This window comes from Leptolyngbya sp. PL-A3 (genome assembly GCF_039962325.1).
Lineage (GTDB): Bacteria > Cyanobacteriota > Cyanobacteriia > Elainellales > Elainellaceae > Vacuolonema.
Genome location: NZ_JAMPLB010000092.1, coordinates 1 through 22522, shown reverse-complemented (window position 1 = coordinate 22522; position 22522 = coordinate 1). Strand labels below are relative to the sequence as shown.

At 48.7% G+C, this 22522-nt stretch carries 19 protein-coding genes and 1 CRISPR repeat array; of the genes, 14 read left to right on the top strand and 5 right to left on the bottom strand.

Annotated features, from left to right (window positions below):
- The 4 genes from NDI52_RS31800 to NDI52_RS31785 form a co-directional block, all read right to left on the bottom strand.
- Nucleotides 1-241 (bottom strand): hypothetical protein (locus NDI52_RS31800; RefSeq protein WP_190770064.1); only part of this gene is annotated, 241 nt, incomplete at its 3' end.
- 168 nt (nt 242-409) lie between these two features.
- The gene (locus NDI52_RS31795; RefSeq protein WP_190770063.1) at nt 410-706 is read right to left on the bottom strand and encodes a hypothetical protein; all 297 of its coding nucleotides are present in this window, start codon (nt 704-706) and stop codon (nt 410-412) included.
- 1286 nt (nt 707-1992) lie between these two features.
- The gene (locus NDI52_RS31790) at nt 1993-2499 is read right to left on the bottom strand and encodes a hypothetical protein (RefSeq protein ID WP_190770062.1); all 507 of its coding nucleotides are present in this window, start codon (nt 2497-2499) and stop codon (nt 1993-1995) included.
- Nucleotides 2500-3393: 894 nt separating this feature from the next.
- A complete protein-coding gene (locus NDI52_RS31785) occupies nt 3394-4239 on the bottom strand; it encodes a WYL domain-containing protein (RefSeq protein ID WP_190770061.1) in 846 nt (281 codons plus the stop codon).
- Nucleotides 4240-4380: 141 nt separating this feature from the next.
- Between NDI52_RS31785 and NDI52_RS31780 the strand changes: the two genes are divergently transcribed.
- From NDI52_RS31780 to cas2, 10 genes are all read left to right on the top strand, one after another.
- On the top strand, nt 4381-4575 hold the full coding sequence (locus NDI52_RS31780; RefSeq protein WP_348256990.1) for a hypothetical protein: 195 nt from the start codon (nt 4381-4383) through the stop codon (nt 4573-4575).
- A gap of 263 nt (nt 4576-4838) precedes the next feature.
- Nucleotides 4839-7562, top strand: a complete 2724-nt coding sequence (locus tag NDI52_RS31775) for a CRISPR-associated protein Csc3 (protein ID WP_190770059.1) — start codon at nt 4839-4841, stop codon at nt 7560-7562.
- Between the two features lie 21 nt (nt 7563-7583).
- Nucleotides 7584-8624, top strand: a complete 1041-nt coding sequence (cas7d, locus tag NDI52_RS31770) for a type I-D CRISPR-associated protein Cas7/Csc2 (RefSeq protein WP_190770058.1) — start codon at nt 7584-7586, stop codon at nt 8622-8624.
- 3 nt (nt 8625-8627) lie between these two features.
- A complete protein-coding gene (gene cas5d / locus NDI52_RS31765) occupies nt 8628-9440 on the top strand; it encodes a type I-D CRISPR-associated protein Cas5/Csc1 (protein ID WP_190770057.1) in 813 nt (270 codons plus the stop codon).
- On the top strand, nt 9421-11700 hold the full coding sequence (gene cas3 / locus NDI52_RS31760; RefSeq protein WP_190770056.1) for a type I-D CRISPR-associated helicase Cas3': 2280 nt from the start codon (nt 9421-9423) through the stop codon (nt 11698-11700). The genes cas5d and cas3 overlap by 20 nt, the downstream gene beginning before the upstream one ends.
- Nucleotides 11701-11702: 2 nt before the next feature.
- The gene (gene cas6, locus NDI52_RS31755) at nt 11703-12524 is read left to right on the top strand and encodes a CRISPR-associated endoribonuclease Cas6 (protein WP_190770055.1); all 822 of its coding nucleotides are present in this window, start codon (nt 11703-11705) and stop codon (nt 12522-12524) included.
- 41 nt (nt 12525-12565) lie between these two features.
- Nucleotides 12566-12742 (top strand): hypothetical protein, encoded by a 177-nt coding sequence (locus NDI52_RS31750; protein ID WP_190770054.1) that lies wholly within the window; start codon nt 12566-12568, stop codon nt 12740-12742.
- Between the two features lie 6 nt (nt 12743-12748).
- Nucleotides 12749-13342 (top strand): CRISPR-associated protein Cas4, encoded by a 594-nt coding sequence (gene cas4 / locus NDI52_RS31745; RefSeq protein ID WP_190770053.1) that lies wholly within the window; start codon nt 12749-12751, stop codon nt 13340-13342.
- 15 nt (nt 13343-13357) lie between these two features.
- Nucleotides 13358-14362, top strand: a complete 1005-nt coding sequence (gene cas1d, locus NDI52_RS31740; RefSeq protein WP_190770052.1) for a type I-D CRISPR-associated endonuclease Cas1d — start codon at nt 13358-13360, stop codon at nt 14360-14362.
- A 4-nt stretch (nt 14363-14366) separates the two neighbouring features.
- A complete protein-coding gene (gene cas2, locus NDI52_RS31735; protein WP_190770051.1) occupies nt 14367-14639 on the top strand; it encodes a CRISPR-associated endonuclease Cas2 in 273 nt (90 codons plus the stop codon).
- A gap of 250 nt (nt 14640-14889) precedes the next feature.
- Nucleotides 14890-18970: a CRISPR direct-repeat array (repeat unit 37 nt; unit sequence GCGACACTCAACTGAAAACCCTTACAGGGATTGAAAC).
- Between the two features lie 440 nt (nt 18971-19410).
- Here cas2 and NDI52_RS31730 read toward each other — a convergent pair.
- Nucleotides 19411-19779, bottom strand: coding sequence for a hypothetical protein (locus NDI52_RS31730; protein ID WP_190770050.1), 369 nt, complete (start codon nt 19777-19779; stop codon nt 19411-19413).
- Between the two features lie 206 nt (nt 19780-19985).
- Here NDI52_RS31730 and NDI52_RS31725 point away from each other — a divergent pair, with 206 nt between their 5' ends.
- The 4 genes from NDI52_RS31725 to NDI52_RS31710 all read left to right on the top strand — a co-directional run bounded on the left by NDI52_RS31725 (nt 19986) and on the right by NDI52_RS31710 (nt 22493).
- Nucleotides 19986-20621, top strand: coding sequence for a hypothetical protein (locus tag NDI52_RS31725; RefSeq protein ID WP_190770049.1), 636 nt, complete (start codon nt 19986-19988; stop codon nt 20619-20621).
- 332 nt (nt 20622-20953) lie between these two features.
- Entirely contained in the window at nt 20954-21445 is a 492-nt protein-coding gene (locus NDI52_RS31720) for a hypothetical protein (RefSeq protein ID WP_190770048.1), read from the top strand.
- Nucleotides 21445-22209 carry a hypothetical protein gene (locus NDI52_RS31715; protein WP_190770047.1) on the top strand — a complete coding sequence of 255 codons (765 nt, stop codon included), beginning with the start codon at nt 21445-21447 and terminating at the stop codon, nt 22207-22209. The genes NDI52_RS31720 and NDI52_RS31715 overlap by 1 nt, the downstream gene beginning before the upstream one ends.
- Nucleotides 22210-22283: 74 nt before the next feature.
- Nucleotides 22284-22493, top strand: a complete 210-nt coding sequence (locus tag NDI52_RS31710; protein ID WP_348256989.1) for a hypothetical protein — start codon at nt 22284-22286, stop codon at nt 22491-22493.
- The last annotated feature ends 29 nt before the right edge of the window (nt 22494-22522 follow it).

Genomic DNA, 22522 nt, shown 5'->3' with positions numbered 1-22522 from the left:
CTCTAACTGCTCCAGGCTCTCCGTCACCGTGACTTGAAAAGGACGTCCTGTCATCGCCCATCACCTCAAAGAGGACTCTTCTAGTTTGGCGCAGCTTCATATTTGTTTGGTATAAGCCAGCCAAAGCCTGTCTTTGAGCTTGATTCTCGCGGCGTAGCTCTGTAACTTCTTTCCTCAATTTCTGAAGCTCTTCCACCACTGGCCCGTAGTATTCTTTAGGGTCAATCGGCAGCATTTCCATCAGAGAGCTCCTAAACAAAGAACTCCTACAGAATATTGCAAGATAAAAGCCCCACCGCGACGAACATGGGTGGGGCGTCAGTGCATATTTGGAATTGTGCCACAGGCGGCAATCGCTACCAAAACGGGCATCTGAGAAGATTACCCTTCTGCTTCAAAAACACTCTCCTCAAGTACCTCTTTCAGGCATATTTCTCGGCGCGAAGCTAGTTTCTCTCAAGAGTTGAAGCAAGCATTCTGCCACACCGGGAGGATAACCCATCGCAACTAGCTGTGAAGCGGTATCCCCAGCGGATAGATCGATGGCAGTGGCCTGAACTCTATCCGCTTCCAAGTGTAGAGCGACTACCGAAACGCTCATTGTCCTGAGCATCCGATTCCACCAATTAGCGATTCCATAAGAACCTATCGCCAGCACAATCTCTGTTTCCCCAATAATCCCCTGGCTGTTGAGCTGCTCATTCACCTGAGTGACGAGTGCTCCCTTTGATTGGGAGGAAAAACAGCACTCTCCAGGCTAGGATACTGCGAAGTCGTTTGGGCCAGGGCGGATTTTGCATGGATTGTAAAGAGGCCGGTACTGAGTAGGAGCAGTACAGTTAGGAGGCACTTCATTGGTCAAACAAATGCAGGGCGGGAAAATCAAGACTATGGGGATGGTGCCATCGCTAGGGCGATCGCGGCTCAGCAAAGGGAAGGTGGCACAACAGATGGTCGCCCCAACCATTGGGCTAAACGCACTTCACCTATATTGGATAAGCGTTATTTACTGTTTCTAGAGAAACGCGATCGCCTAGGCAACTCCCTTATAGCGGGAACGGTCGCCTCAATCATTGGGCTAAACGCACTTTACCTATATTGGATAAGCGTTATTTACTGTTTCTAGAGAAACGCGATCGCCTCCGCAACTCAGTTATAGCGGGAACGGTCGCTTTAATCATTGGGCTAAACGCACTTTACCTATATCAGATAAGCGTTATTTACTGTTTCTAGAGAAACGCGATTGCCTCCGCAACTCAGTTATAGCGGGAACGGTCGATTCAATCATTGGGCTAAACGCACTTTACCTATATTGGATAAGCCTTATTTACTGTTTCTGGAGAAACGCGATCGCCTATGCAACTCGGTTATAGCAGGAGGGGCCACAATTTGTTTTCTAAGACAGTAAAATTACCTGGACCATGCCCTTAAAGGGCGCAATTTCGTATTCATAAGCCAAAGAGAAAATAGCTAACGCGTTCACGGGCTTTTGATACCCGCTCCAGCCACCTTTGTTGTCCTAGTTTTTTTTAGCAAAACGTGGTCCTTTTTCTAGAGTTTCCTTGTGCAGGGGCGATTTCTGAGCACAAAAAGCTGATCAGAAGAGGCTGATCAGCAAAAACTGATCAACTGCTTCTGATCAGCTTTCGTCTAAAGCCTTGAGCTGAAAGGATTTGAGGTAGGTGATCAGGCTGATCAGGGGGACTGATCAGCAGGAATGGCTCAAAATCATTGAAAATTCTCTATGTCTCCGGGAGACGAGGGTTAGCCCAATGATTGGGCTCTCTTCCACTCCTAGCAGCGACCCACTTAGACGGGCATAGCCCAATTATTGGGTCCTGTTCCACTCCTCGGTCGCTATCAATCCAGATTAAGCTGGCATTACTGTAGCAGTCACAAACGCGACCAACAATTGCTCCCTTAATCGAGCTGAACGCACTTAACCCATATTAGATAAGCGTTAGTCGGTGTTTCTGGGGAAAAGCGGTCGCCCTAACTAGATTGCTTAATCCGCTCCCTGAGACGCCGAGCGAGAGCAGTTGGACTGAACCCTGGTATAGACAGGGCAGCATCAATGAGCTCATCGATGGTAAGCGGATGGTACCGCCGGTATTCCTGAATGAGCTTTAAAGCCGTGGCGAGCGCAGCTTCCCGAGATTTAATCGGACTCACCATGCCATCGGTAAACAAACTTACTATCCCCTGTATTAACAAAGCTTCTACATCTACTCCCTGCCCAGCCACTGTAACCTCATAACGAGGAGGCGGAGGAGACGATACAGAATGAGGGGTCACTTCTTTATGGCGACATGCGATCACCGCCTGCCGGAGTTCTTCCCATCCCCCCTCCTTGGCATAACGAATGACCGTAGAAATGCTGCACTGAAATTTCTTAGAAATCTCATCTCTAAGAGCCGTTTTCTTGAGACCGAGATTGGCCAAATACGCCTGCCGCATGCGGCCAATGGTGAATTCATCTAACTTTGGCTTTTTAGCCATCCTGCCTCCTTTACTACTCAATCCCGAAGAAACGGATCAACGCAACTAATCAATGATCCTCTAAATTGGCTGATCTGCAAGGGGTTTACTACATAACATGACTGATCAGTGGAAGCTAGATTCATTCCCATGCCTGCACTTTGATGTATAGCCATACATCAACCAACCCAATTAGGAAAAGATTTGTACCAGCACAATTATTGTGCTGTCTCGCCATGAGTGGTTCATCACTGAATGCACTACCTGCAGTACAGCTAATAGAGCCGCCTGAGTCTCATCTAACCTTTGCTTAAATCCAGTTGCATCCAAACCCAAAAATGGTTGGTTTTCATCCTTGTGGTCACACAGAAGGAACTTCATAACCATGTAATGAGGGAGAGCACAATAATTGTGCGCGTCTGGGCAGCTCTACTTTTGTGCCAGAGGCGATCGCCGGTGATGGGCATGAAATGAGTAGTTCTGGTGGGGCACAGTCGCTCATGTTGCCGCTGCCAGATCCAACAACTGCACCAAAGGGAGAGATCAGGGGAACGCCTTCTCCCCCGCGCTATCCTCAGTCATGCGGAGTGGTAGCACGGGGGTATAGAGGCGGCAGGAAACCCCCAGATTAGCAGAGTGCCGCAGTGTTACGTCTTCACGCCAGTCACGTCGTTACACTGAAAACGTTTACAGCACGGTTACGACACACTGGTATTCCACCTCAGCCCCACTAAGGCGCGACGTTAGCGGGGTGGAGAGTGCGTCTCTGACGAACGATGGTGCGTCTACCCCGAACTAGGCAGGACAACGCTTAACTCAGCAGGCCAACTGCGAGACGCACTTCTGCTGTGCGCGGGAATCTGGGGGAGAGGGGAGTAGAAACGTTCACAGGTCGCTAGCTTCAGCCACTAAACATCACAAAATATCGTTGTACTGCTCAATCATCTGCAAAAGTTCCTGCTTAAAGCGTTCACGTACTTCTATGGGTGAGACGATTACGCACTCTGGGCCATAGCGCCGAACCTCTCGAATGAGCCAAAAGGGATTTATGACATTTCGAGTAACCTGTCGAATATCGCCAACAACTTCGTCATTAATGTCGTCATCCTTAGGCTCATAAGCTCGCACAAGCCAACCTTTGAAGTGCAATTGAACCTTGATCGCATCAAATCTACCCCGCCACTCGCTGCTGGCAGAAAAAACTCCCTGAATGCGATCTAGTCTGAGACAGCGATTATGCTTTAGTTCAGGTAAGTCATCGCTATCCTCGGTTTCATTGCACCAAATTTGCAAATAGTAACGTTTCTCATAAAAGATGACCTCGGCATAGCGAACCGTATATTCCAAGGCTTGCCCTTGAGAGTTCTGGTAGAAGAGACGGAAGGACTGCTTTTGGTTAATCAGCTTATCAACCTCTCCTCGCCAGCCCTCTAAGGGCTGGTTGAGCTGTCGAACAAGGTTTTGCCGTAAAGGGGCCTCCATTTCCCCTCGATCGAGTAAAAGTGTAAGTACACTTCTGGCTTCTTCGACATGGCCTGCATCAATAAGATCTCGAACAGCTTGGTGTAATGCCTTAACTTGTGCTGTGTTGAGCCTGAATGGTTGTCCCACCTCAAACTCTTGATGGGCGATGGCGACAACCAATCCTGAAGGACTCGGGTTATTACCCCAACGGACGTTGAGGCGTTCTGCGATCGCCTCCAGCTTTTCCTTTGTTCCAGGAGGAACTGACAGAGTTAAGGTTTCCTTTTTTCTAGGCATTTTCCAGAAAGAACCAAAAATACACTTGCAATTTTAAGGAAATTATGTGATACTTCCTTTTACAATTACATTATATCGCTTAAACATTAAGTCTACGCGTAGATAGTTGGCGATTGAGCCAAGGAGATAGTTATAACGCAGTTGGAAAAGCTGTCTGCGGTACTGGCAGATGGCCACTGGCATTCGACGGAAGAACTGGTGCAGGAGGTAGGGCACCGTTTCTCGGCGACCATGCATACGGCTGCTAAGAAGTACGGCTACCACTTCGAGAAGCGACGTGGAGACGATCGCCAGTACAAGTATCGGATGCTATCCGCCGTAAGCTCTGCCAGTTAAGGGCTTAAAGGGATTAAGAAGTTGTGGTGATTGGAGCCGATGGAGAGCGATCGCGGTTAGATTGTACCCGCTAACTTTAACGACTTAACGGGTGCAACATTTAATGAGTAATTGCACAGCTTAAATTGGTTCTCTTTGGAAAGACTACATTTGGACTCTTCTCAAAAGAAGAACCATAAAATTCTACCTGTCTATTTTTATGGCGTTTAGTGACGCTTTCATTAATCGTCTGTCTATCCAATCTCTATTAGTGGGAGGTAACCATGGTATTTAAGCGACATCGGCTCATGGCACAAGAGCCAGAAATCCTAGACGAAATCTACTTTCAGCAAGTTCGTCCCAAGCTATATGAGTTACACAGAACGCACAAACAGCATGGGTCACGCCAAGGAAGGACATTAGCCGAGCACCTGGATTCTGCCTGTCAGTTCGTTCTAACCGTTAGCAAAATTGCTCAGGTTCCTGACGAAAAACGCAGATGTATTCTTGCAGCAACCGCTGTTCACGATTTGAACAAGCTAGATCCAAAGCAACGGAACGTGAAAACTTTAGCCCGCGATCGCGCCTTCTTAGAAGAACAGCTTGAGCAGGCAGGGGTGAAAGGATTAGTCAATACTGATGAAGACCTGAAATTGGTGCGAAAGCTGATTGAGAGGCACTCTGGACATAACGTCAGTGATGGTACTCGGTTTCTTCCTGAAGATCCCAATATTGAAAAGTGGGCAGCAATGTTGGTTGGGGGAGATTTATTTGATTTAGGTATCGAAGAAGATAAACGTGTTCGTAAGGTTGAAAACGAGTTGACAGTGGCCTTTGGCCGTCCAAGTCATCTCTTCAAAATCACATTATCCCAAGATCGAGGGTATCTCACTTCACTATTACTCTCTGCCTGTGAGGAAGTTTTACATGGCAAGGGCTTACATACTTTAGCCATTAACCCTGATAGCCAAATTTATGAGGGAGAAACTTTTCCCCAGGAAGACTTAACCGTTGAAATTGCAAAACAGTGGCAGAGACGTATCAATCGTGTGTTTAGTGGAAATGTTGAGCAACTGGTCAACGCAACCAAAGATGGGATTAAGGTTGATCCTCAAGCCATTCAGCAAAATCCAGAAGCAGCACTAGAAAGGGTTGAGTTTGAGCTAACCAAAAAATTCAGTGGATACAAGGCAGATAAAGTCGCCAAAGATATAGCGAAATATGGAGCTGATGCGGGCAAGGATGCTGTTACTACCGCTCAAAGTCTTGGCTTACTTCCTGTCTCCAGTGATCAAGACTTTGCAATATCCGAAGGGCTAAAGGCTGCTTATCTCAGTTATCGGGAAGCCCAACTTAGTCCCAAGGATGCCTGGGATCGAATTGCATCCCATACAGGGCTTGCACCGGAACAGCGTAATGCTTTGGAGCCATTTAATGCTCAATATGGACGGAGTTTGTTTGCAGCGAAGGCAGTTTCTAATGGTATAGAAAGCATCCGCGCCATCCTGGAGGACTCTTTTCAACTACGCCAGGTTGAGAATACAGGCGAAGTTTCCAGGGATTTGGTAGCCGCTGTTAAACGGCTGCTTAATCTAACCAGGGATACGGATTGGGCAGGATTTGCAGAATTAACAGCTTATGCAGAAGCCAATCCACGGCAGCGTTGTTCTTTAGGTGCAATGACAACGGAGGTGGATGAATTAATTTCCAACAAGATGCCACCAGGGACAAAGGTTCAATCCTTTTCCAACCGTTTACCCGGAGGGATGAGTGCTGAACCCAAGCGACGGGGCGATATGCTCTCGTCTCTGGCATATCAATTAGTGACGGTGGGGGCCAACTTTCCAAAAGCCAGCAAGCAAGACCCACTATACCTACATTTTGCCCTGCCAAAAGGTTCTAGTCCTCACATGCAGGCAATGTGGCGAACATGGATGCGAGAAACAGCCGCTGCCAATACAGAAGGGGGCACCGTTACCTTTGATGAGCTACAGCTTTATCGAGATGGAAGCCTGACCTTCAAGGAAAACAAAGTTGTGGGCATGGCTTTACCGAAACGACCTGAATTTAGTTACTCAACCGTTATCATCCCAGTTGTTTGGGGAGACGCAAACAATTCTGTAGCCTTACTCAAGTCACTACGGCTAGCTTTAGAAATTTCCTTGGCTGACGATATCAGATTTCCATTCGTCCTCAGCGCAAATTTAGAAGTTGAACCCGATTGGGAAGTATTTGGAAAAGTTGACGGTATTCCCTCATCGCTTCAGCCGCTTTTAGGGAATGGAATTTATTACCAGCAAGGGCATTTATCCGAAGCAGAGGAACAATTTTCCATAACAGCAGAACAGGTTTTAGAGAGATTGCAGTACATTGGCAAGCTCACCATCAGTATTGCCAATCTTCAAAAGAAAGATGATTGCCTATATGACTTAACAAGGGCTGCACAGCGGCCACTCGACCTTTACCACGTCATACTTCGATGGATTTTACGAGAACAAGATGATCCAAATTTAGAAGCTATCTGGACTCGTATAAAGGAACCATTAACTCACTTGTTGGAGAGCCTGATGTCAGAAGAACACGATCGCGTTTCAAGTTATCTCAAGAAGGCAGCGTATCTGGCTGAAGTTGGCAAACTTCGGGGTAGCTCTTTCCGTCGCACCGCTCAGGCTGAGCCATTCTCGGAATTTATCAAAGCCGTGCGATCGCGTAAATCCCACATGGACTGGGATACCATCTTTGCTGCACTGGTGCAGGATTACCATACTCGCCTCGATCGCATTCGTGAGCATGGAGTTGGGGCAACGAAATATGAGCAAGTTAAGCAGTTCTATGATGTGCTGAAGCAACTATTTGCCGAAGTTTACCACTCTCGTCCTGAGCGGCTTTTAACCGATAGCAAGACATTGGAAGCAGCCTATCTCTTTTTCTTACAAGACGCTCGTAAGGAACTGAAAGCCCAAGCCGATGCTAGCAATTCCGCTTCTACAGAAGCCCAAGAATCTTAAATTGAAACAGGAGAAGTCATCATGTCGATTCAAAAGTTACAACCCTTCCTAGCTGAACAATACGAAAACTTCCCAAAGGGGCGGACGATTGGCATTGTGGTATTACGGACTACCCAATCTGAAACCATCTTCCGCACCGAGGGCACAGGTGAACCCATGTGTAGCGAGTATGTTCAAGCCGGACTGCTCCCTGAACATGATTTCTCAATTCCGCGTCTGGTGATGACCAAACGGAAGCAGGTTGCCCCTGAACGGCGTAAAGGTCGCGAGTTTCTTAGAGCACACAATCTACTTTATACAAGCACTGACAAGAAAAAAGATTTTGTATGCTCACTCAATACGAATCATCCATGTGGAAATTGTATAGATTGTTTCTTGTATGGATTTGCAGCCGGGAAAGGGGAAAATGTTGGTTCTCAAAAAAGCCGAGTATGGACGGAAGACGCTTTTAGTGTTTTGTCAGCAATTGAGCTGATTGGAGATCGCACGCTCAATGCTGTTTATGAAAATGGCACAATGCGTTTGCCGGGGGAATCAGAAGAGAAAACAGAGATATCGAAAGGCTTGAATACCAGCGAATATATTAAACCTGGCGTCCATTTCCTTGACATCCTTACTCTCAAAGATGTGACGGCTGATGAATTACGCTACGCCCTTGGAAATATCCTCTTGACCACCCGCTATGGTGCTGTCTCTAGCCGGGTTGGGCGCATGGAAAACCGAGTTCTCGGTATCTTCGGTGGCATAGCTGAACTTCCCAGTTCCCTAGAACTCGTTCAAGGGGTTTACGACAAACTGATAACAGACGGGAAATCGCTCGAACACCCTTTCAATACAGATGCCTTAGCTTCTGCGACCCAAACCGTTATCGCAAACTGGACAAGCAAACGAGGGATTTCTGTTCAACTCTCTATAGACGAACAAAATGATGTGATTGCCGATGTCGACCGCCACTGGTCCCCAGAGGAGCAGGGAACGTTTTTGAAGCGCCTAGATGAGTCCTACGCACCACTCCGAAAAGTGAAGAATGAGGGCAACAAGAAAGGGACAAAAGAGGAGTAACCTATGTCCCAATTAGATTTGCCTTTATCTTATTCCACAACTGACACGGGCTTTCAAAAGGCTCGACTGCTTGAACTATGGTGTGCGGAACCCATTTTCTTTGCATCACGGGAACTATCAGACACGTATTACACCGAAGGAACGATCGGCAACTATGCCCTAGCCTACGCCTTGGGTTGGGCACGATCGCCATACTATCTAACAGGGAATGATACTGGGCGACCTAAGTATTTAGAAGACCTTACTCCTTTAGCAAATCAAGGCTACATTCTCCCAGCTTGGCCTCTTGAGGGAAAACCATCATTTAGGTTTGAACGGTTTAATGCACTTTCAGATCCATATTGGTACCTCATGGCTCGGAACAGAGTCGCAACAGAGCGAGAAGATCTCCCCCTAGCTCGTCAATTAGCAGCTTCTGGAAAGATCCCTAACAGCTTGCGGGCAAGTAACTTCCCTCAAACCGGACGACTGCGCGTGATTGAACGGGGTAACAGGTTTCAGACACTTGTATTGGGCGATCGCCCCTTACCGGAATACATTCGGGTCGGAAAATTCATGAGCAAAGTTCGGGTTGATCTAGTTCAGACTTGGCCCGTCACCGAACTTGAAGAAGGAATTCATCAATGCAGTGCCTATCTGAACGTTGCCGATATTCCTTCCAACCTGGAAATGCTTTCATTTGACCTCATTTCCATGCCTCCCGCATCACTGCTGAAAAATCTTCAGTTTCGCGGAGTAGCTTGGCAAATCGGAGATTTTACCTTACCTGCCCACCTTAACTTTTGTGGGGGACAGCATGAGCCACCTCAAAATTGAATTAGAGCCGCGTAGCATTGCCAGTTGTCCAAATCCCAACGTTCCGGTCACTATCCAGAGAGCATTTCCTTATGGAATGCTGCAACACCAAGTCGAGGTTTACCAAGCAGCCGAAAACCATGACATTATCCTAGATCTCGCGCCTACAGGAAGCGGAAAAACCAGTGCGGGACTTAGCGTGATCACTCATAATCACAATCGCAACGCCATCTACATTGCCCCGACCAATGCATTGATTGAACAACAAGCAGAAGCAGCCAGAAAATTCGTGCATGATGCGGGGCTACCCCATATCGTGAAAGCAGCGTCTGCAAAGCATGTCAAAGAGTGGCCTGATGATCGTGTTGGTCGTCGGTCTGGAGAGAAGCTGTACAACGTTCTTCGGGAGCCTTCTACCATATTTCCTGAGTGTGCTGGAAGACCACTACTCTTGGTAACAAACCCCGATATTTTCTACTATGCAGCCTTCTTTCAGTATGCTCCCCTCGACCGCAGTAACATTGCCAGTGTTTTTTACAGCAATTTTGCCACCATCATCTTTGACGAGTTTCATCTTTATGGTGCCAAGCAACTCGTTGGATTACTGTTCTACCTGGCACTTTCAAAAGTCTTTGGCTACTTCCAGTACAACCGCAAAGTTGCACTTTTGACAGCAACCCCTGAGCCTGCCTGTGAAGCGGCCTTAGAAAGGCTCAAAGAAGCAGGTGTCAGAATCTATAGCATTGATGGTGAAAAAGAAACAGGCCAGATGCTCCCTTCTCAAACGGCAGTTAATTTAGAAATTCGGAAACAGTTAGACAAAGAATTTCTCATCAAAGAAATTGCCAATGAAGTGCTTCAAAGAATTGAGCAGAATCCTGACCAATTTGGTGCCGTCATTCTTGATTCTCTCGACCAAGTAAACCAGCTCAATGATTTGTTATGCAATGCAGGCATTAAACATTTACGTGGACGGATTACAGGTGCCATCAAATCACAAGATGAACGCCACGAAGCTGCCCAAAAACAGGTCATTCTTGCAACTAGTACAGTAGATGTTGGATTTAACTTTGACCGGGATAATGCCCCCGATCGGCAAAATCTAGACTGGCTAATTTTTTCAACGCGGGATCGGTTTTCGTTCTGGCAGCGAATTGGGCGGGTTGGGCGAGTTCTCGGCAAAAAACAGGCTGATATACCGTCAGAGGCGATCGCCTACTTACCAGAGAAAGCCTGGGAACAGGGCATTGAAAGATTAGACTGCTTCGGCGGACGAGAAGCATTGAGAACTGCTCTAGAAGAGCTGGGCTGCATGAAACGTCCCTTTTTAGAAATCTATTGGAAATCTGAAGCATTTTTAGAAATTGCACGGCCACTTCTGGAACTTGAAACCGCTCTGGAAGACCTTCCCGAATCATCCCTCATAGCTCAACTTTATGACACGCTAAAAGCTGTTCTTGGGGGGAAACGAGACTGGGAGTTTTATCGTAAGCGCATGAAGATCCTCAAAGGAGCAGAGAATCTTGCTAAAAAGACTCCTCAAGAGATCCAGAAAGATTGGAAGTTTATCAAAGGCGGCCAAAATTGTGTGATCAGCTTCCTAAGGGCCATTTGTCCTGAAGATTGGGAAGATTTTCAGGCTGGGCGGCTAACCATGGAAAACATTGGAGAATTAGTCAAAAAAGATTCTGTCCTCGCAAGTGAGATCCAACAATACGCTCTGATTCTCAAGGAGAGCTACGCTCCACTCTTTCGCTTCAGAGATAGTTTGTTTGATAGCTTAACGGTTGATGACCCAAAGTGTTTGCTTCTTGATGAGGTAGGTGAAACCACTCTCGATCCAATCCATCTTCTGCGGTTTTACGAATTTGAAAGCAGCGGCGATCGCATTGAAGTGCTGTCTAGGGCAAATACTCCCTACAACCTTTGCTTTTCTCTCACAATTGATGATTTGGAAGAGTTCAGAAATATCTACCTTTCCAAACTCTACGCCTTTGAGAATTGCAGCATTCAGAGAATGTATGGAGATGTGATTCGCCCAACTCCGCGACTTGTAGAAAAGAAGCTGATTCCAGGTGTCATTGTCTCTGAATCAGCCAAAAATTGTTGGGCGATCGTGCGCCTTAAAAAACAAGGCCTAGAATGCTACCCCATTAAAGTTTCAGACAGCTATACATCGAAAGACTACTTGTTCTTCCCTAGCCTGTCGGGAATTTTGGCGATCGCCTCCGCCGGACTTGCCTTGAAATGCCCCGATGAAGAAGAATTTTGGATGGTTTAATTATGCCTCACAGCCTCATTCTCAACCTGCAACCCCGATCACCCATTCCTCCTGGCTATCTTACAGGAAAGCACCTCCATGCCCTCTGCCTGACGCTGGTGAGTTCTGTAGACCAAGCGTTGGGCGATCGTCTTCACGAGCAGAAAACCGAGAAAGCCTTTACCCTCAGCCCCTTACAAGTGAGCAGCCGCTCCCCTAAGGGTCATCAATTGCAGTGGACTCATAGCCGCCCCATCCCTGCCGGAACCCCCTGTTGGTGGCGCATCTCCCTACTCGATGACACTCTGTTTGGACATCTAACTCCCCTTTGGCTCAATCTCAATCCCGCTCACCCCTGGCATTTGGGACCAGCCGACCTGCAAATCACCAGCGTCCTAGGCACCCCCCAATCACCGCAGCCATGGGCCAACTTCAGTTCTTACGCTCAGCTTTACGAACAGGCTTCCGATAGCGATCGCCAAATCAGCTTTGCCTTCTGCACCCCTGCAACGTTCCGCCAGGGTAAATACGATTCTGCCCTACCCACGCGAGAATGCGTTTTCGGTAGCCTATTGCACCGATGGAATCGTTACAGCGGCATCCCATTAGAAGGCGAATTAACCGAGTGTCTATTTCCCAGCTTCTTTGATATTCAGACCGAGCTAGTCACTCATCCTGACGGTAAGTGGGCCGGATGTGTCGGGATCACGAGCTATCGCATTTTGGGAGACATTTCTCCTGAAACTATCCGACAACTTAATACTCTGGCCGATTTTGCTCTCTACAGCGGTGTTGGCCGCAAGACTCCCATGGGCATGGGCATGGTTCGCCGTTTGAGCAAGTAGCGCCTCTGTAAACCTTTTCAGTTGCACGACCAGGAATAACCATGGAAGGAGTAGCCATTTTATTAATCATGGCCGCAGCTTTTGTGCTGTCTGCATTTGCTGAGAAGAAACCACCGCCACCACCGAAAACTACCGAGCAGGAACTGGGGAAGGCGATCGCCAAATACCTGGCCCACGGGGTCAACATCCGCCTGAGCGTGGGTGAGAAAAAGGAGTAAGGGCGTATGACTGAAAACGATTACAGTCCCATTGCTGCCCTCAATCAATATACCTACTGCCCTCACCGTTGTTGGCGCATGTACTGTTTGGGTGGATTCGTCGATAACCAATACACCATCGAAGGAACCAGCCTGCACGATCGCGTCCACACCACGGGTGAGGGGCAGCGGGAAGACACCTGGCTAATCCGCGCCGTTTGGCTTAAATCCGAACGTTACCGCTTGATTGGGAAATCGGATCTGATTGAGGAAACCGATGGTCGCTGGTTCCCTGTGGAATATAAGCGGGGACAACGAGGCGAGTTCGACAATGACGAGTTGCAGGTATGCGCCCAGGCCCTCTGCATTGAGGAGATGACGGGACAACCCGTAACTCTGGGCTACATCTACTACGCCCAATCCCACCAGCGCCAGCCTGTCGAGATTACCCCAGAGCTACGGCAGCAGGCGATCGCCACCATCACAGCCGTCACCTACATTCTGACCACAGGCGAAATGCCCCCAGCCGTTTACTCACCCCGATGTAAGGGCTGTAGCCTCTATAGCCAATGTTTACCCAAAGCCGCTGACAAAGTGGCCCGCTATCGAGAAGTGGATTGAGAAGGATAAACACCTATGGGAACTCTCTATATCACCCAGGACGACAGCTACATCGGCAAGACCGACGAGCGTTTAACGGTTCGTGCCAACAAACGAACCCTACTCGATGTCCCCCTCCTCAAACTGGATGGCATTGTGGTGCTGGGACGGGCAACGGTTTCTCCAGCAGTGGTGACCGAACTGCTGGAACGCAAAATTGCCCTCAGCTTTCTGACCCATACCGGACGCTACCTGGGACGCCTAGAGCCAGAGCTAACCAAGAACATTTTTGTGCGAGCTGCCCAGTGGAAAGCGATTGCCCCCTCCGAACCTGCCCTCCATGTGGTGCGCGGCTTCGTTAGAGGTAAGCTGAAAAACTACCGCAATGCCCTGATGCGTGCCCAACGAGAGGTTCCTGAGCTTTCCCTGCAATCTGCTGTGACTCAATTGGAGCAGGCGATCGCCCCCATCGACCGAACCCACACCATCGACTCCCTCCGGGGATTAGAAGGCAGTGGCAGTGCTGCCTACTTCGGCAGCTTCAACCACTTGATTCGAGCCGATAGCTTCCAGTTCCAGTCCCGTAACCGCCGCCCTCCAACCGATCCGGTGAATGCCCTGCTCAGCCTTGGCTACGCTCTACTGCGCCACGACGTACAAAGCGCCATCAACCTGGTAGGATTTGATCCCTATCTCGGCTATTTGCATACTGAACGGTACGGACGCCCCTCTTTGGCCCTGGATTTGATGGAGGAGTTTCGGCCTCTCGTCGTGGATGCAGTCGTATTAAGCAGCATCAATCGGCGGGCAATCGCTCCTCAAGATTTTGTCACAGAACCCTTCAGTGCTGCTGTCTCGTTAACCTTAGAGGGGTTACGCACGTTCCTTCGACTGTACGAGCAGAAGAAGCAATCCAAATTTAAGCATCCAGTTTTACAAACTCAATGCACCTATCAGGAAGCCTTTGAGATTCAAGCACGGCTCCTGGCTAAGTACCTCATGGCTGAAACCGACAAATACCCACCATTAGTGCTGAAGTAGCCCTATGTATGTTGTCATTAGCTATGACATTCCAGAAAATAAGCGACGTACCAAAATCCATAAGATCCTCAAATCCTATGGACAGTGGATGCAGTACAGCGTGTTTGAGTGCGAGTTGACGGAAACCCAGTACGCCAAGTTGCGATCCCGCTTGAGTAAGCTGATTAAACCGGATCAAGACAGCATTCGCTTTTATTCCCTCTGCCGCTGTTGTCAGGCGAAAGTGGAACGGATTGGAGGGGAATCGGTACGGGACGACAGTATCTTCTTTGCTTGATGCGCGGAGAGGTAGGTGTTTGGGAGAGAACTATGCTGACAAAAGCTGAAGTGCAGTATATCCGTACGTTCCAGTCCCCTCAACTTCAGACGACATCCGCGCATTGCTTGAAACCCCTGCCCTCTCTACGATCTCAAGATTCAGGTTCCATTAAATTGGAGCAGGGCCACACTCAGAAATGCTACGATCCACAAGATCCGCGCAGCCGCACCTTGAAAACTGCATATAGCAATCATTTCAGGTTCTCGCCGCGACACTCAACTGAAAACCCTTACAGGGATTGAAACAGAATAAGTCCGCTCGGCATAGGACGGGTGCAGCGGCGACACTCAACTGAAAACCCTTACAGGGATTGAAACCTACCTGAATGGACAGGGGATGCAGGGTACTTGGGCGACACTCAACTGAAAACCCTTACAGGGATTGAAACCTAACTATTTGTTCTAACTATTTTGACTGGCGGGGCGACACTCAACTGAAAACCCTTACAGGGATTGAAACGCCTTTTTCAATTTCACTAATCAATATGCGGCGGCGCGACACTCAACTGAAAACCCTTACAGGGATTGAAACGCTTTTGTCGGGGTGCCTGCGGTCAAGGGCTTGAAGCGACACTCAACTGAAAACCCTTACAGGGATTGAAACGGTTGGAGTTTTTAGGCATACTGTGACGTTGCCGCGCGACACTCAACTGAAAACCCTTACAGGGATTGAAACAAAGCGGAAATAGTCCAGGTCTTCACCCTGAATCTCGCGACACTCAACTGAAAACCCTTACAGGGATTGAAACGCAAAGGGGTCGATTAAGCATGAGTTTTCAGCCTCCGCGACACTCAACTGAAAACCCTTACAGGGATTGAAACCTACACCGTATGGTTTCCCAAGTCTGCTCTAGAGGGCGACACTCAACTGAAAACCCTTACAGGGATTGAAACAATGCGATCGAAAAACAAATAAAAACAGAGGACAGGCGACACTCAACTGAAAACCCTTACAGGGATTGAAACCGCTCGGATCATCAGTTCAGCAACAATCCTCTGAGGCGACACTCAACTGAAAACCCTTACAGGGATTGAAACGTAGCGAGTACCAACGCAACGACCACCCCGCATGAGCGACACTCAACTGAAAACCCTTACAGGGATTGAAACCGATGCCTATGGCAAGATAATCGCGTTTGGGGGTGCGACACTCAACTGAAAACCCTTACAGGGATTGAAACGCCGTTTTCATCCTCAATCCACAAGCCCATTTTCAGGCGACACTCAACTGAAAACCCTTACAGGGATTGAAACATCAGGATATAAATTTGAGTACCCCGATAATCAGGGGCGACACTCAACTGAAAACCCTTACAGGGATTGAAACTAGAAGATTCTGAACTGGGCCTAAGCTCTCTTCTAGCGACACTCAACTGAAAACCCTTACAGGGATTGAAACGATGCTGCCTTTGATGTGTTGCTATCTATTGGCCCGCGACACTCAACTGAAAACCCTTACAGGGATTGAAACCCATGTCCAGATCGCAGATCTTCACGCAATCTTGAGCGACACTCAACTGAAAACCCTTACAGGGATTGAAACATGTGCCGGGTCGTAGTAATCCCACACATCAAAAAGGCGACACTCAACTGAAAACCCTTACAGGGATTGAAACATCATTGATACTCGCCTCCGAATTTATTATTCTTGGGCGACACTCAACTGAAAACCCTTACAGGGATTGAAACCCAGAGGTGAGCATGAGTTTGTGCAGGGGCCACAGGGCGACACTCAACTGAAAACCCTTACAGGGATTGAAACACCGCTTACACCTATAAGTTTTTAGGAGGCGATCGGCGACACTCAACTGAAAACCCTTACAGGGATTGAAACACCACTGGGAGCCGGGGCCGGGGTTGCTGCGGTCCGGCGACACTCAACTGAAAACCCTTACAGGGATTGAAACTTCAATTGTGGAAGCTTTAGAATGCACAGGATTGGGCGACACTCAACTGAAAACCCTTACAGGGATTGAAACATCCAAAGCAACATCAATCCTAGAAAGCTTAAATTGCGACACTCAACTGAAAACCCTTACAGGGATTGAAACGCACCTTTGGCAGGAGCCAATACAGGGCCAGAAAAGCGACACTCAACTGAAAACCCTTACAGGGATTGAAACAAAGCTTCCTACAACTTGGGGGCACGATGACCTTTGGCGACACTCAACTGAAAACCCTTACAGGGATTGAAACTCAATCAGGTCGCCTCCGTTGTTCACCTCACCAATGGCGACACTCAACTGAAAACCCTTACAGGGATTGAAACCCCGTCACACTTGCCCGAAACCCTGAAGATGTGAGGCGACACTCAACTGAAAACCCTTACAGGGATTGAAACTACTACCTTAAATTCAGTGGGCTTGTACTTTACCCGCGACACTCAACTGAAAACCCTTACAGGGATTGAAACCACAGATAGCTTCTAACACAAACACTTATAACGGAACAGCGCGACACTCAACTGAAAACCCTTACAGGGATTGAAACTGGCGATCGCGTACCGCCTGGGTTATGAGCTCAGCGCGACACTCAACTGAAAACCCTTACAGGGATTGAAACAAGACAACGACGGTAAGCGGTACTTTTGGGAATCGCGACACTCAACTGAAAACCCTTACAGGGATTGAAACGATGGTGTTGAGTTTCCCCATGATTGCAGAATCCCCTAGTGCGACACTCAACTGAAAACCCTTACAGGGATTGAAACCCAAGCCTTCGACTAACCCACCTGTCAACCTTTCGGGCGACACTCAACTGAAAACCCTTACAGGGATTGAAACCGACATCAGAGCACGATTGAACCACTAGGAGTTTGCGACACTCAACTGAAAACCCTTACAGGGATTGAAACAGGGATAATGTTCTCAGGATCCTCAAATCGAATTGCGACACTCAACTGAAAACCCTTACAGGGATTGAAACTTGGCTACCGGATAGCAAAGGCGGCGGGCCTGGGGCGACACTCAACTGAAAACCCTTACAGGGATTGAAACGTACGATCGCAGGTTGCCCGTATTCAGGTCAGGTGGCGACACTCAACTGAAAACCCTTACAGGGATTGAAACAATTCGTTCCCATTCAGTAAACAGCCAGTCAACTGCGACACTCAACTGAAAACCCTTACAGGGATTGAAACAAACTGAAAAGACAGTTCAGGCTCGGGTGAAGTGGCGACACTCAACTGAAAACCCTTACAGGGATTGAAACCTTCTAGAATGGCCTGTACCATTCCATCGTTAAAGCGACACTCAACTGAAAACCCTTACAGGGATTGAAACCTTAAAAGTTCTGTGAAGAGTGCGATCGCCCCTGGCGACACTCAACTGAAAACCCTTACAGGGATTGAAACTTAGAATTCTGGGGCAGCTGGTTGCCAGCCTATGAGCGACACTCAACTGAAAACCCTTACAGGGATTGAAACGGAAGAGTGTGGCTGGTTTGAAGTAAACGATCCGAGCGACACTCAACTGAAAACCCTTACAGGGATTGAAACCTGCCAGAAATCAAGAATGCTCTAACTGGCTTCTCGCGACACTCAACTGAAAACCCTTACAGGGATTGAAACCTCCACCACCAATCCAATAAGCGATCGCCCCACCGCGACACTCAACTGAAAACCCTTACAGGGATTGAAACTTTTGCCGCATGTCCATCCGAGCTTTATGCTGCGGCGACACTCAACTGAAAACCCTTACAGGGATTGAAACAGCGGCCAGAAAAGTATCAATATCCTGGGCTAGAGCGACACTCAACTGAAAACCCTTACAGGGATTGAAACGTACACCAACGCTGATGATGACTAGGAAGATATCCGCGACACTCAACTGAAAACCCTTACAGGGATTGAAACGCGTAACCAAGTTTCCATCCTCTCCAGCCGTGAGTGCGACACTCAACTGAAAACCCTTACAGGGATTGAAACTAGTGATTCTTCTAGCCTCTACACTGTCCTACCTGGCGACACTCAACTGAAAACCCTTACAGGGATTGAAACGTTGGTGCTGGCGATCGCACTAGCAGCAGTAGCAGGCGACACTCAACTGAAAACCCTTACAGGGATTGAAACTTAAATTCAGAGAGCGATTGTAATGAACAAGCTTGAGCGACACTCAACTGAAAACCCTTACAGGAATTGAAACTAAAGTTGGCATTGGCTTCCTGGCCTCTCTCGTCCAGGCGACACTCAACTGAAAACCCTTACAGAGAGTGAAACGTAGTATGGCCTACATACGGCAATAAAGCCGATGTTGGCGACACTCAACCGAGAAACCCGATAGGGATTGAAACAGGAAGTTTGTGGCGATCGCCGCCCTCCAGTAAACCGTAAGAACAGCTAAGCAATGTCGTGACATGACGGAGGCCTGCCTAAACTGCCTTGAGTTGCGGGTTGAGTATGCAGTCGTCTTCGATAGCGACCTGAAGAGCGATACCTAACAAAAGGCGAAGCTGGGAGAACTGATGAGCACAGCTGAAATGGAACAAGCTATGACATCCTCAACAAAGTTCAAGATACGGTTGCTTAAGCCGAAATCGAGCTGATTCTGATGCTCAATGAGTTTAGTGTAGCGAAGCTACTGAAGCCGCAGGCGACCGCCACCCTCGAACTCCAAACAGCCGCAAGCTAATCCAAAAGACACCCGGCGATAGCGACTACACAGAGCCGTTATCGGGGCCGTTCTGCTACCCCCTAGAACCGGACGAGGCGATCGCATTTCAGTAGGGAAGATTTATTCACTCTTCGGTGGAAGTGCATCGTCTGGGTTAATGTCCCATAGCGTACACAGAGCGATCGCCGCTGTAGTGTAGCTCTCCAGGAATTTGTAGTCGCCAGTACGTTCCAACCATTCAGCCAACACTTGAACTGGCGTCTTATTAAGCAAGATTGCGCGGGTTCGAATGGTGTGAGCCAAACTCGCAACGTTATCCCGGTCACGCGCACGGGCCATCAAGTACTGTTCCATTGCTCGGGTTGTAGATGCCTCAAGAGTGAACTCTCCCGAAGCCGCATAGAACAGTTCGGTTTCCAATTGGAGGCGCAAACTCATCGTGCGCGTTCGCTTATCAAAACCCCGTGGACTCACCTGACCGCCTGCCATACCGACACCTTCATTTAAGCACTACACCCCAATCCTAGGATGTTTTTTATAATTTTGGCTTCCAATTGGAAGCCAATTGGAATATTGTGTTAATCTCAATTTCATACGAAGCTTCATACGAGATCACTACGAAGCTTCATACGAAATTCGCTACGAAGCCGCTACGAAGTTCATACGCAACCCTATGAAGGAGCCGCGAAACGGATATGAGACCCCACACCCTACGCACGATCGCAGATGAGATGGGGCGCGATAAGCGCACGGTTCAAAGTTGGTACCAGAAGGCCAAAGACGCACACGGAGAGTTGGGAGAAATTGTTGAAGGTGTGCGTCGGTTCTCTGATGCCGATCGCGCAATTCTGGTCACCTATGCCGGAGATAAGCCAGCACCGAGACAATCTGAGCCGCCAGCAGTTCGCCCCCAGGTAATGCCTGAGAATTTCTTTCAAACCAGCGAACTGGCTCCTGTTCAATCCCACGAAATTCAGCTACCTCAAGGGTTTGACCCAACAGCAATGGTCAAGTTTTTTGATGGTGTCGTAGGACAGGACACAGATACAGGCTCTTTGCTGGCGATCGCAGACATGGCCATTAATGCGGCCAAAACAGTTATGGATCAGAAAGTTGAGGCGCAGCGCGAGCGGCTCACGAAAGCTCAACAGGATGCTGCAAAGCTTGATGCAAAAATCGCTGAAGCCAAGACAGACCTTAAGGTTAAGGCTCTTGAGTCTCGCATCCTAGCAGACCAGCAGACTGCTGCCACTAAGACTGCTGAGGAGAAGTTTGCAGAGCTGATGTCTCTGGGAAAGCCGCCTGCGGAATCCTCGCCGCCTTCAGCCTGATCGCTCTGGTTGTGATGGCGATCGCTGGGGCGTCAGATTCTACTCCATCACAACCAGAGCCCGAACCTGTTCCTGTAACACCCTTTGTTCTTCCCCTAGAACCATCCACACCATGAGCAACGCCGCCCAAATTCTCTGTTTTTGCCCATCCACACTGTGGACTGTGGACTGGTGTGGATGCTGTGGACCTCCATGGATACGGCTGTGGCAGCGGTCCACACATGAATTTGTCCACGCTATCTATTCACACAAGGAAGCGATCGCCCCAGCCCTGAGAAAGCAAAGCGATCGCCCCTTATCCAACCCCATGCAACACATAGAGAGGACATCTAATGTTAAATCCAAGCGATGAAAAAACCCTCAGCCAACGGTTGACTCCTGTTGCCCTAGTAGGGCTTATCGGTGTCATTGGCTACCTGGAAGCACCTCGGCAATGGGCTAAATATCAACAACGTCAGGGCGAGATCTCCCGTGTTGCTGATTTACAACGCAGTAATGAACTGCTGGATCAGGAGCGGGCGATTGCCAATGACCGCTACGGGAAAGACTGTCTGCTGCTATCTGAGAATGGCTTCTTCGCTCAATTGGTGCCCAATTCCCAAGTAGTAAGCGGTATTAATGGGCAACCCTTGCAGCCTGGCTTAGTGGTGTGTGATGCCATTGGAGGAACGGCGATCGTCGGTGAGGAAGGGCGACTTACCAAGTTTGCGGGGAATGCCGCTCCTGAGGTGGTGAAGAAGGCGATCGAACGGGCCAGTCAGAACGGCGCAAATTTCCCCGAGGTTAGCAGCCCCAATGCAACCACTACGGAGGCAGAAGGTTAATGTCTAACACTCTCAAAAATCCTGGGTTGGGTAACAGTGGATCCTTCGGAATCCTAATGCTCGTGCTGGTTACGCGGATCGCAGTAATTGTTTTCTGTGCCTGGAATGCTTCGCTTTACTGGAAGATCCTCATGAGCTTCTTTGCTCCTGAAGGATGGTTTAAATTCCTGATCGGTTTTGTGGCACTGGTGCTGTGGGCTCTGCTGCAAGTGTTGGAAGCTCTACCCCTACTAGTGAAAGGGTCGTTGGGTGCCCTGGCCCTGCTCATCAAAGCCGCCGAGCGCTTCCGAGGGTTAGAGGTCAGTAAGTCAGATAACCCGCTTGTCGCCAGTTTGAAAAGTCAGTACAACGCTTATCCGCAACGGTGGATTGGTCGGATCATGCTGCTTTGCTATGGTGCATTTTGCACGGATTTAGCGATTTTGTTGCGCTACTTCAAACCATTTGTAGTGAGCTTCACAGGGCTCGCGATTAATTGGGGGGAATTGCTTTGGTTGGTAATCTGTCTTTCAACGGTTCAGGTGACGGTGTTCCTGTGGCTGCTGGCTGAGGGTGGAAAGGCCATCTTCAAGCCTGAGGTTCAACCCAGCACAAGTGGTAAGAGTTCCACTCCTAGCAAGCCAAAAGAGCCTACCAAGTCAGCAGCTCCCCCAAATACCCCTGAGCCCAACCAACAGAGCAAATCTACTGAATCCTCCGCATCGGAAGCCGATCAGAGCAACGGTAGCGGTCAGACTACTCAGAAACAATCTGAATCTAACTAGAAACCTTTTGCATGGGGCATTGTGGCGATCGCCCATGCCCCATTTCTTTCTTTAAACTCCATAGGAGAAACCCCATGAACTTCAGTGACATCAAAGCAATTCAGCAGATTGCAGACAGCAATATTGACCCCCGTAGCGCATTGGTGCAGCAGGCAGGCGATCGCGTTCTACAGGAGTATCACGGCTCCCTCATGTTCCCTCTAGTGGGTCATTTGACTCGAATATCGCCATTTTTTATAGGCGGCTGTCAAGATAGTAGGGAACCCTTGGGTGCCCTGCTATGACCCGTCGCCAAAAACATCCCCTGCGTGAT

Bases quoted from the DNA above. Each gene is read 5' to 3' on its own strand.
- NDI52_RS31790 (WP_190770062.1), bottom strand. From the start codon at position 2,499: ATGGCTAAAAAGCCAAAGTTAGATGAATTCACCATTGGCCGCATGCGG.
- NDI52_RS31785 (WP_190770061.1), bottom strand. From the start codon at position 4,239: ATGCCTAGAAAAAAGGAAACCTTAACTCTGTCAGTTCCTCCTGGAACA.
- NDI52_RS31775 (WP_190770059.1), top strand. From the start codon at position 4,839: ATGGTATTTAAGCGACATCGGCTCATGGCACAAGAGCCAGAAATCCTA.
- cas7d (WP_190770058.1), top strand. From the start codon at position 7,584: ATGTCGATTCAAAAGTTACAACCCTTCCTAGCTGAACAATACGAAAAC.
- cas5d (WP_190770057.1), top strand. From the start codon at position 8,628: ATGTCCCAATTAGATTTGCCTTTATCTTATTCCACAACTGACACGGGC.
- cas3 (WP_190770056.1), top strand. From the start codon at position 9,421: ATGAGCCACCTCAAAATTGAATTAGAGCCGCGTAGCATTGCCAGTTGT.
- cas6 (WP_190770055.1), top strand. From the start codon at position 11,703: ATGCCTCACAGCCTCATTCTCAACCTGCAACCCCGATCACCCATTCCT.
- NDI52_RS31750 (WP_190770054.1), top strand. From the start codon at position 12,566: ATGGAAGGAGTAGCCATTTTATTAATCATGGCCGCAGCTTTTGTGCTG.
- cas4 (WP_190770053.1), top strand. From the start codon at position 12,749: ATGACTGAAAACGATTACAGTCCCATTGCTGCCCTCAATCAATATACC.
- cas1d (WP_190770052.1), top strand. From the start codon at position 13,358: ATGGGAACTCTCTATATCACCCAGGACGACAGCTACATCGGCAAGACC.
- cas2 (WP_190770051.1), top strand. From the start codon at position 14,367: ATGTATGTTGTCATTAGCTATGACATTCCAGAAAATAAGCGACGTACC.
- NDI52_RS31730 (WP_190770050.1), bottom strand. From the start codon at position 19,779: ATGGCAGGCGGTCAGGTGAGTCCACGGGGTTTTGATAAGCGAACGCGC.
- NDI52_RS31725 (WP_190770049.1), top strand. From the start codon at position 19,986: ATGAGACCCCACACCCTACGCACGATCGCAGATGAGATGGGGCGCGAT.
- NDI52_RS31720 (WP_190770048.1), top strand. From the start codon at position 20,954: ATGTTAAATCCAAGCGATGAAAAAACCCTCAGCCAACGGTTGACTCCT.
- NDI52_RS31715 (WP_190770047.1), top strand. From the start codon at position 21,445: ATGTCTAACACTCTCAAAAATCCTGGGTTGGGTAACAGTGGATCCTTC.
- NDI52_RS31710 (WP_348256989.1), top strand. From the start codon at position 22,284: ATGAACTTCAGTGACATCAAAGCAATTCAGCAGATTGCAGACAGCAAT.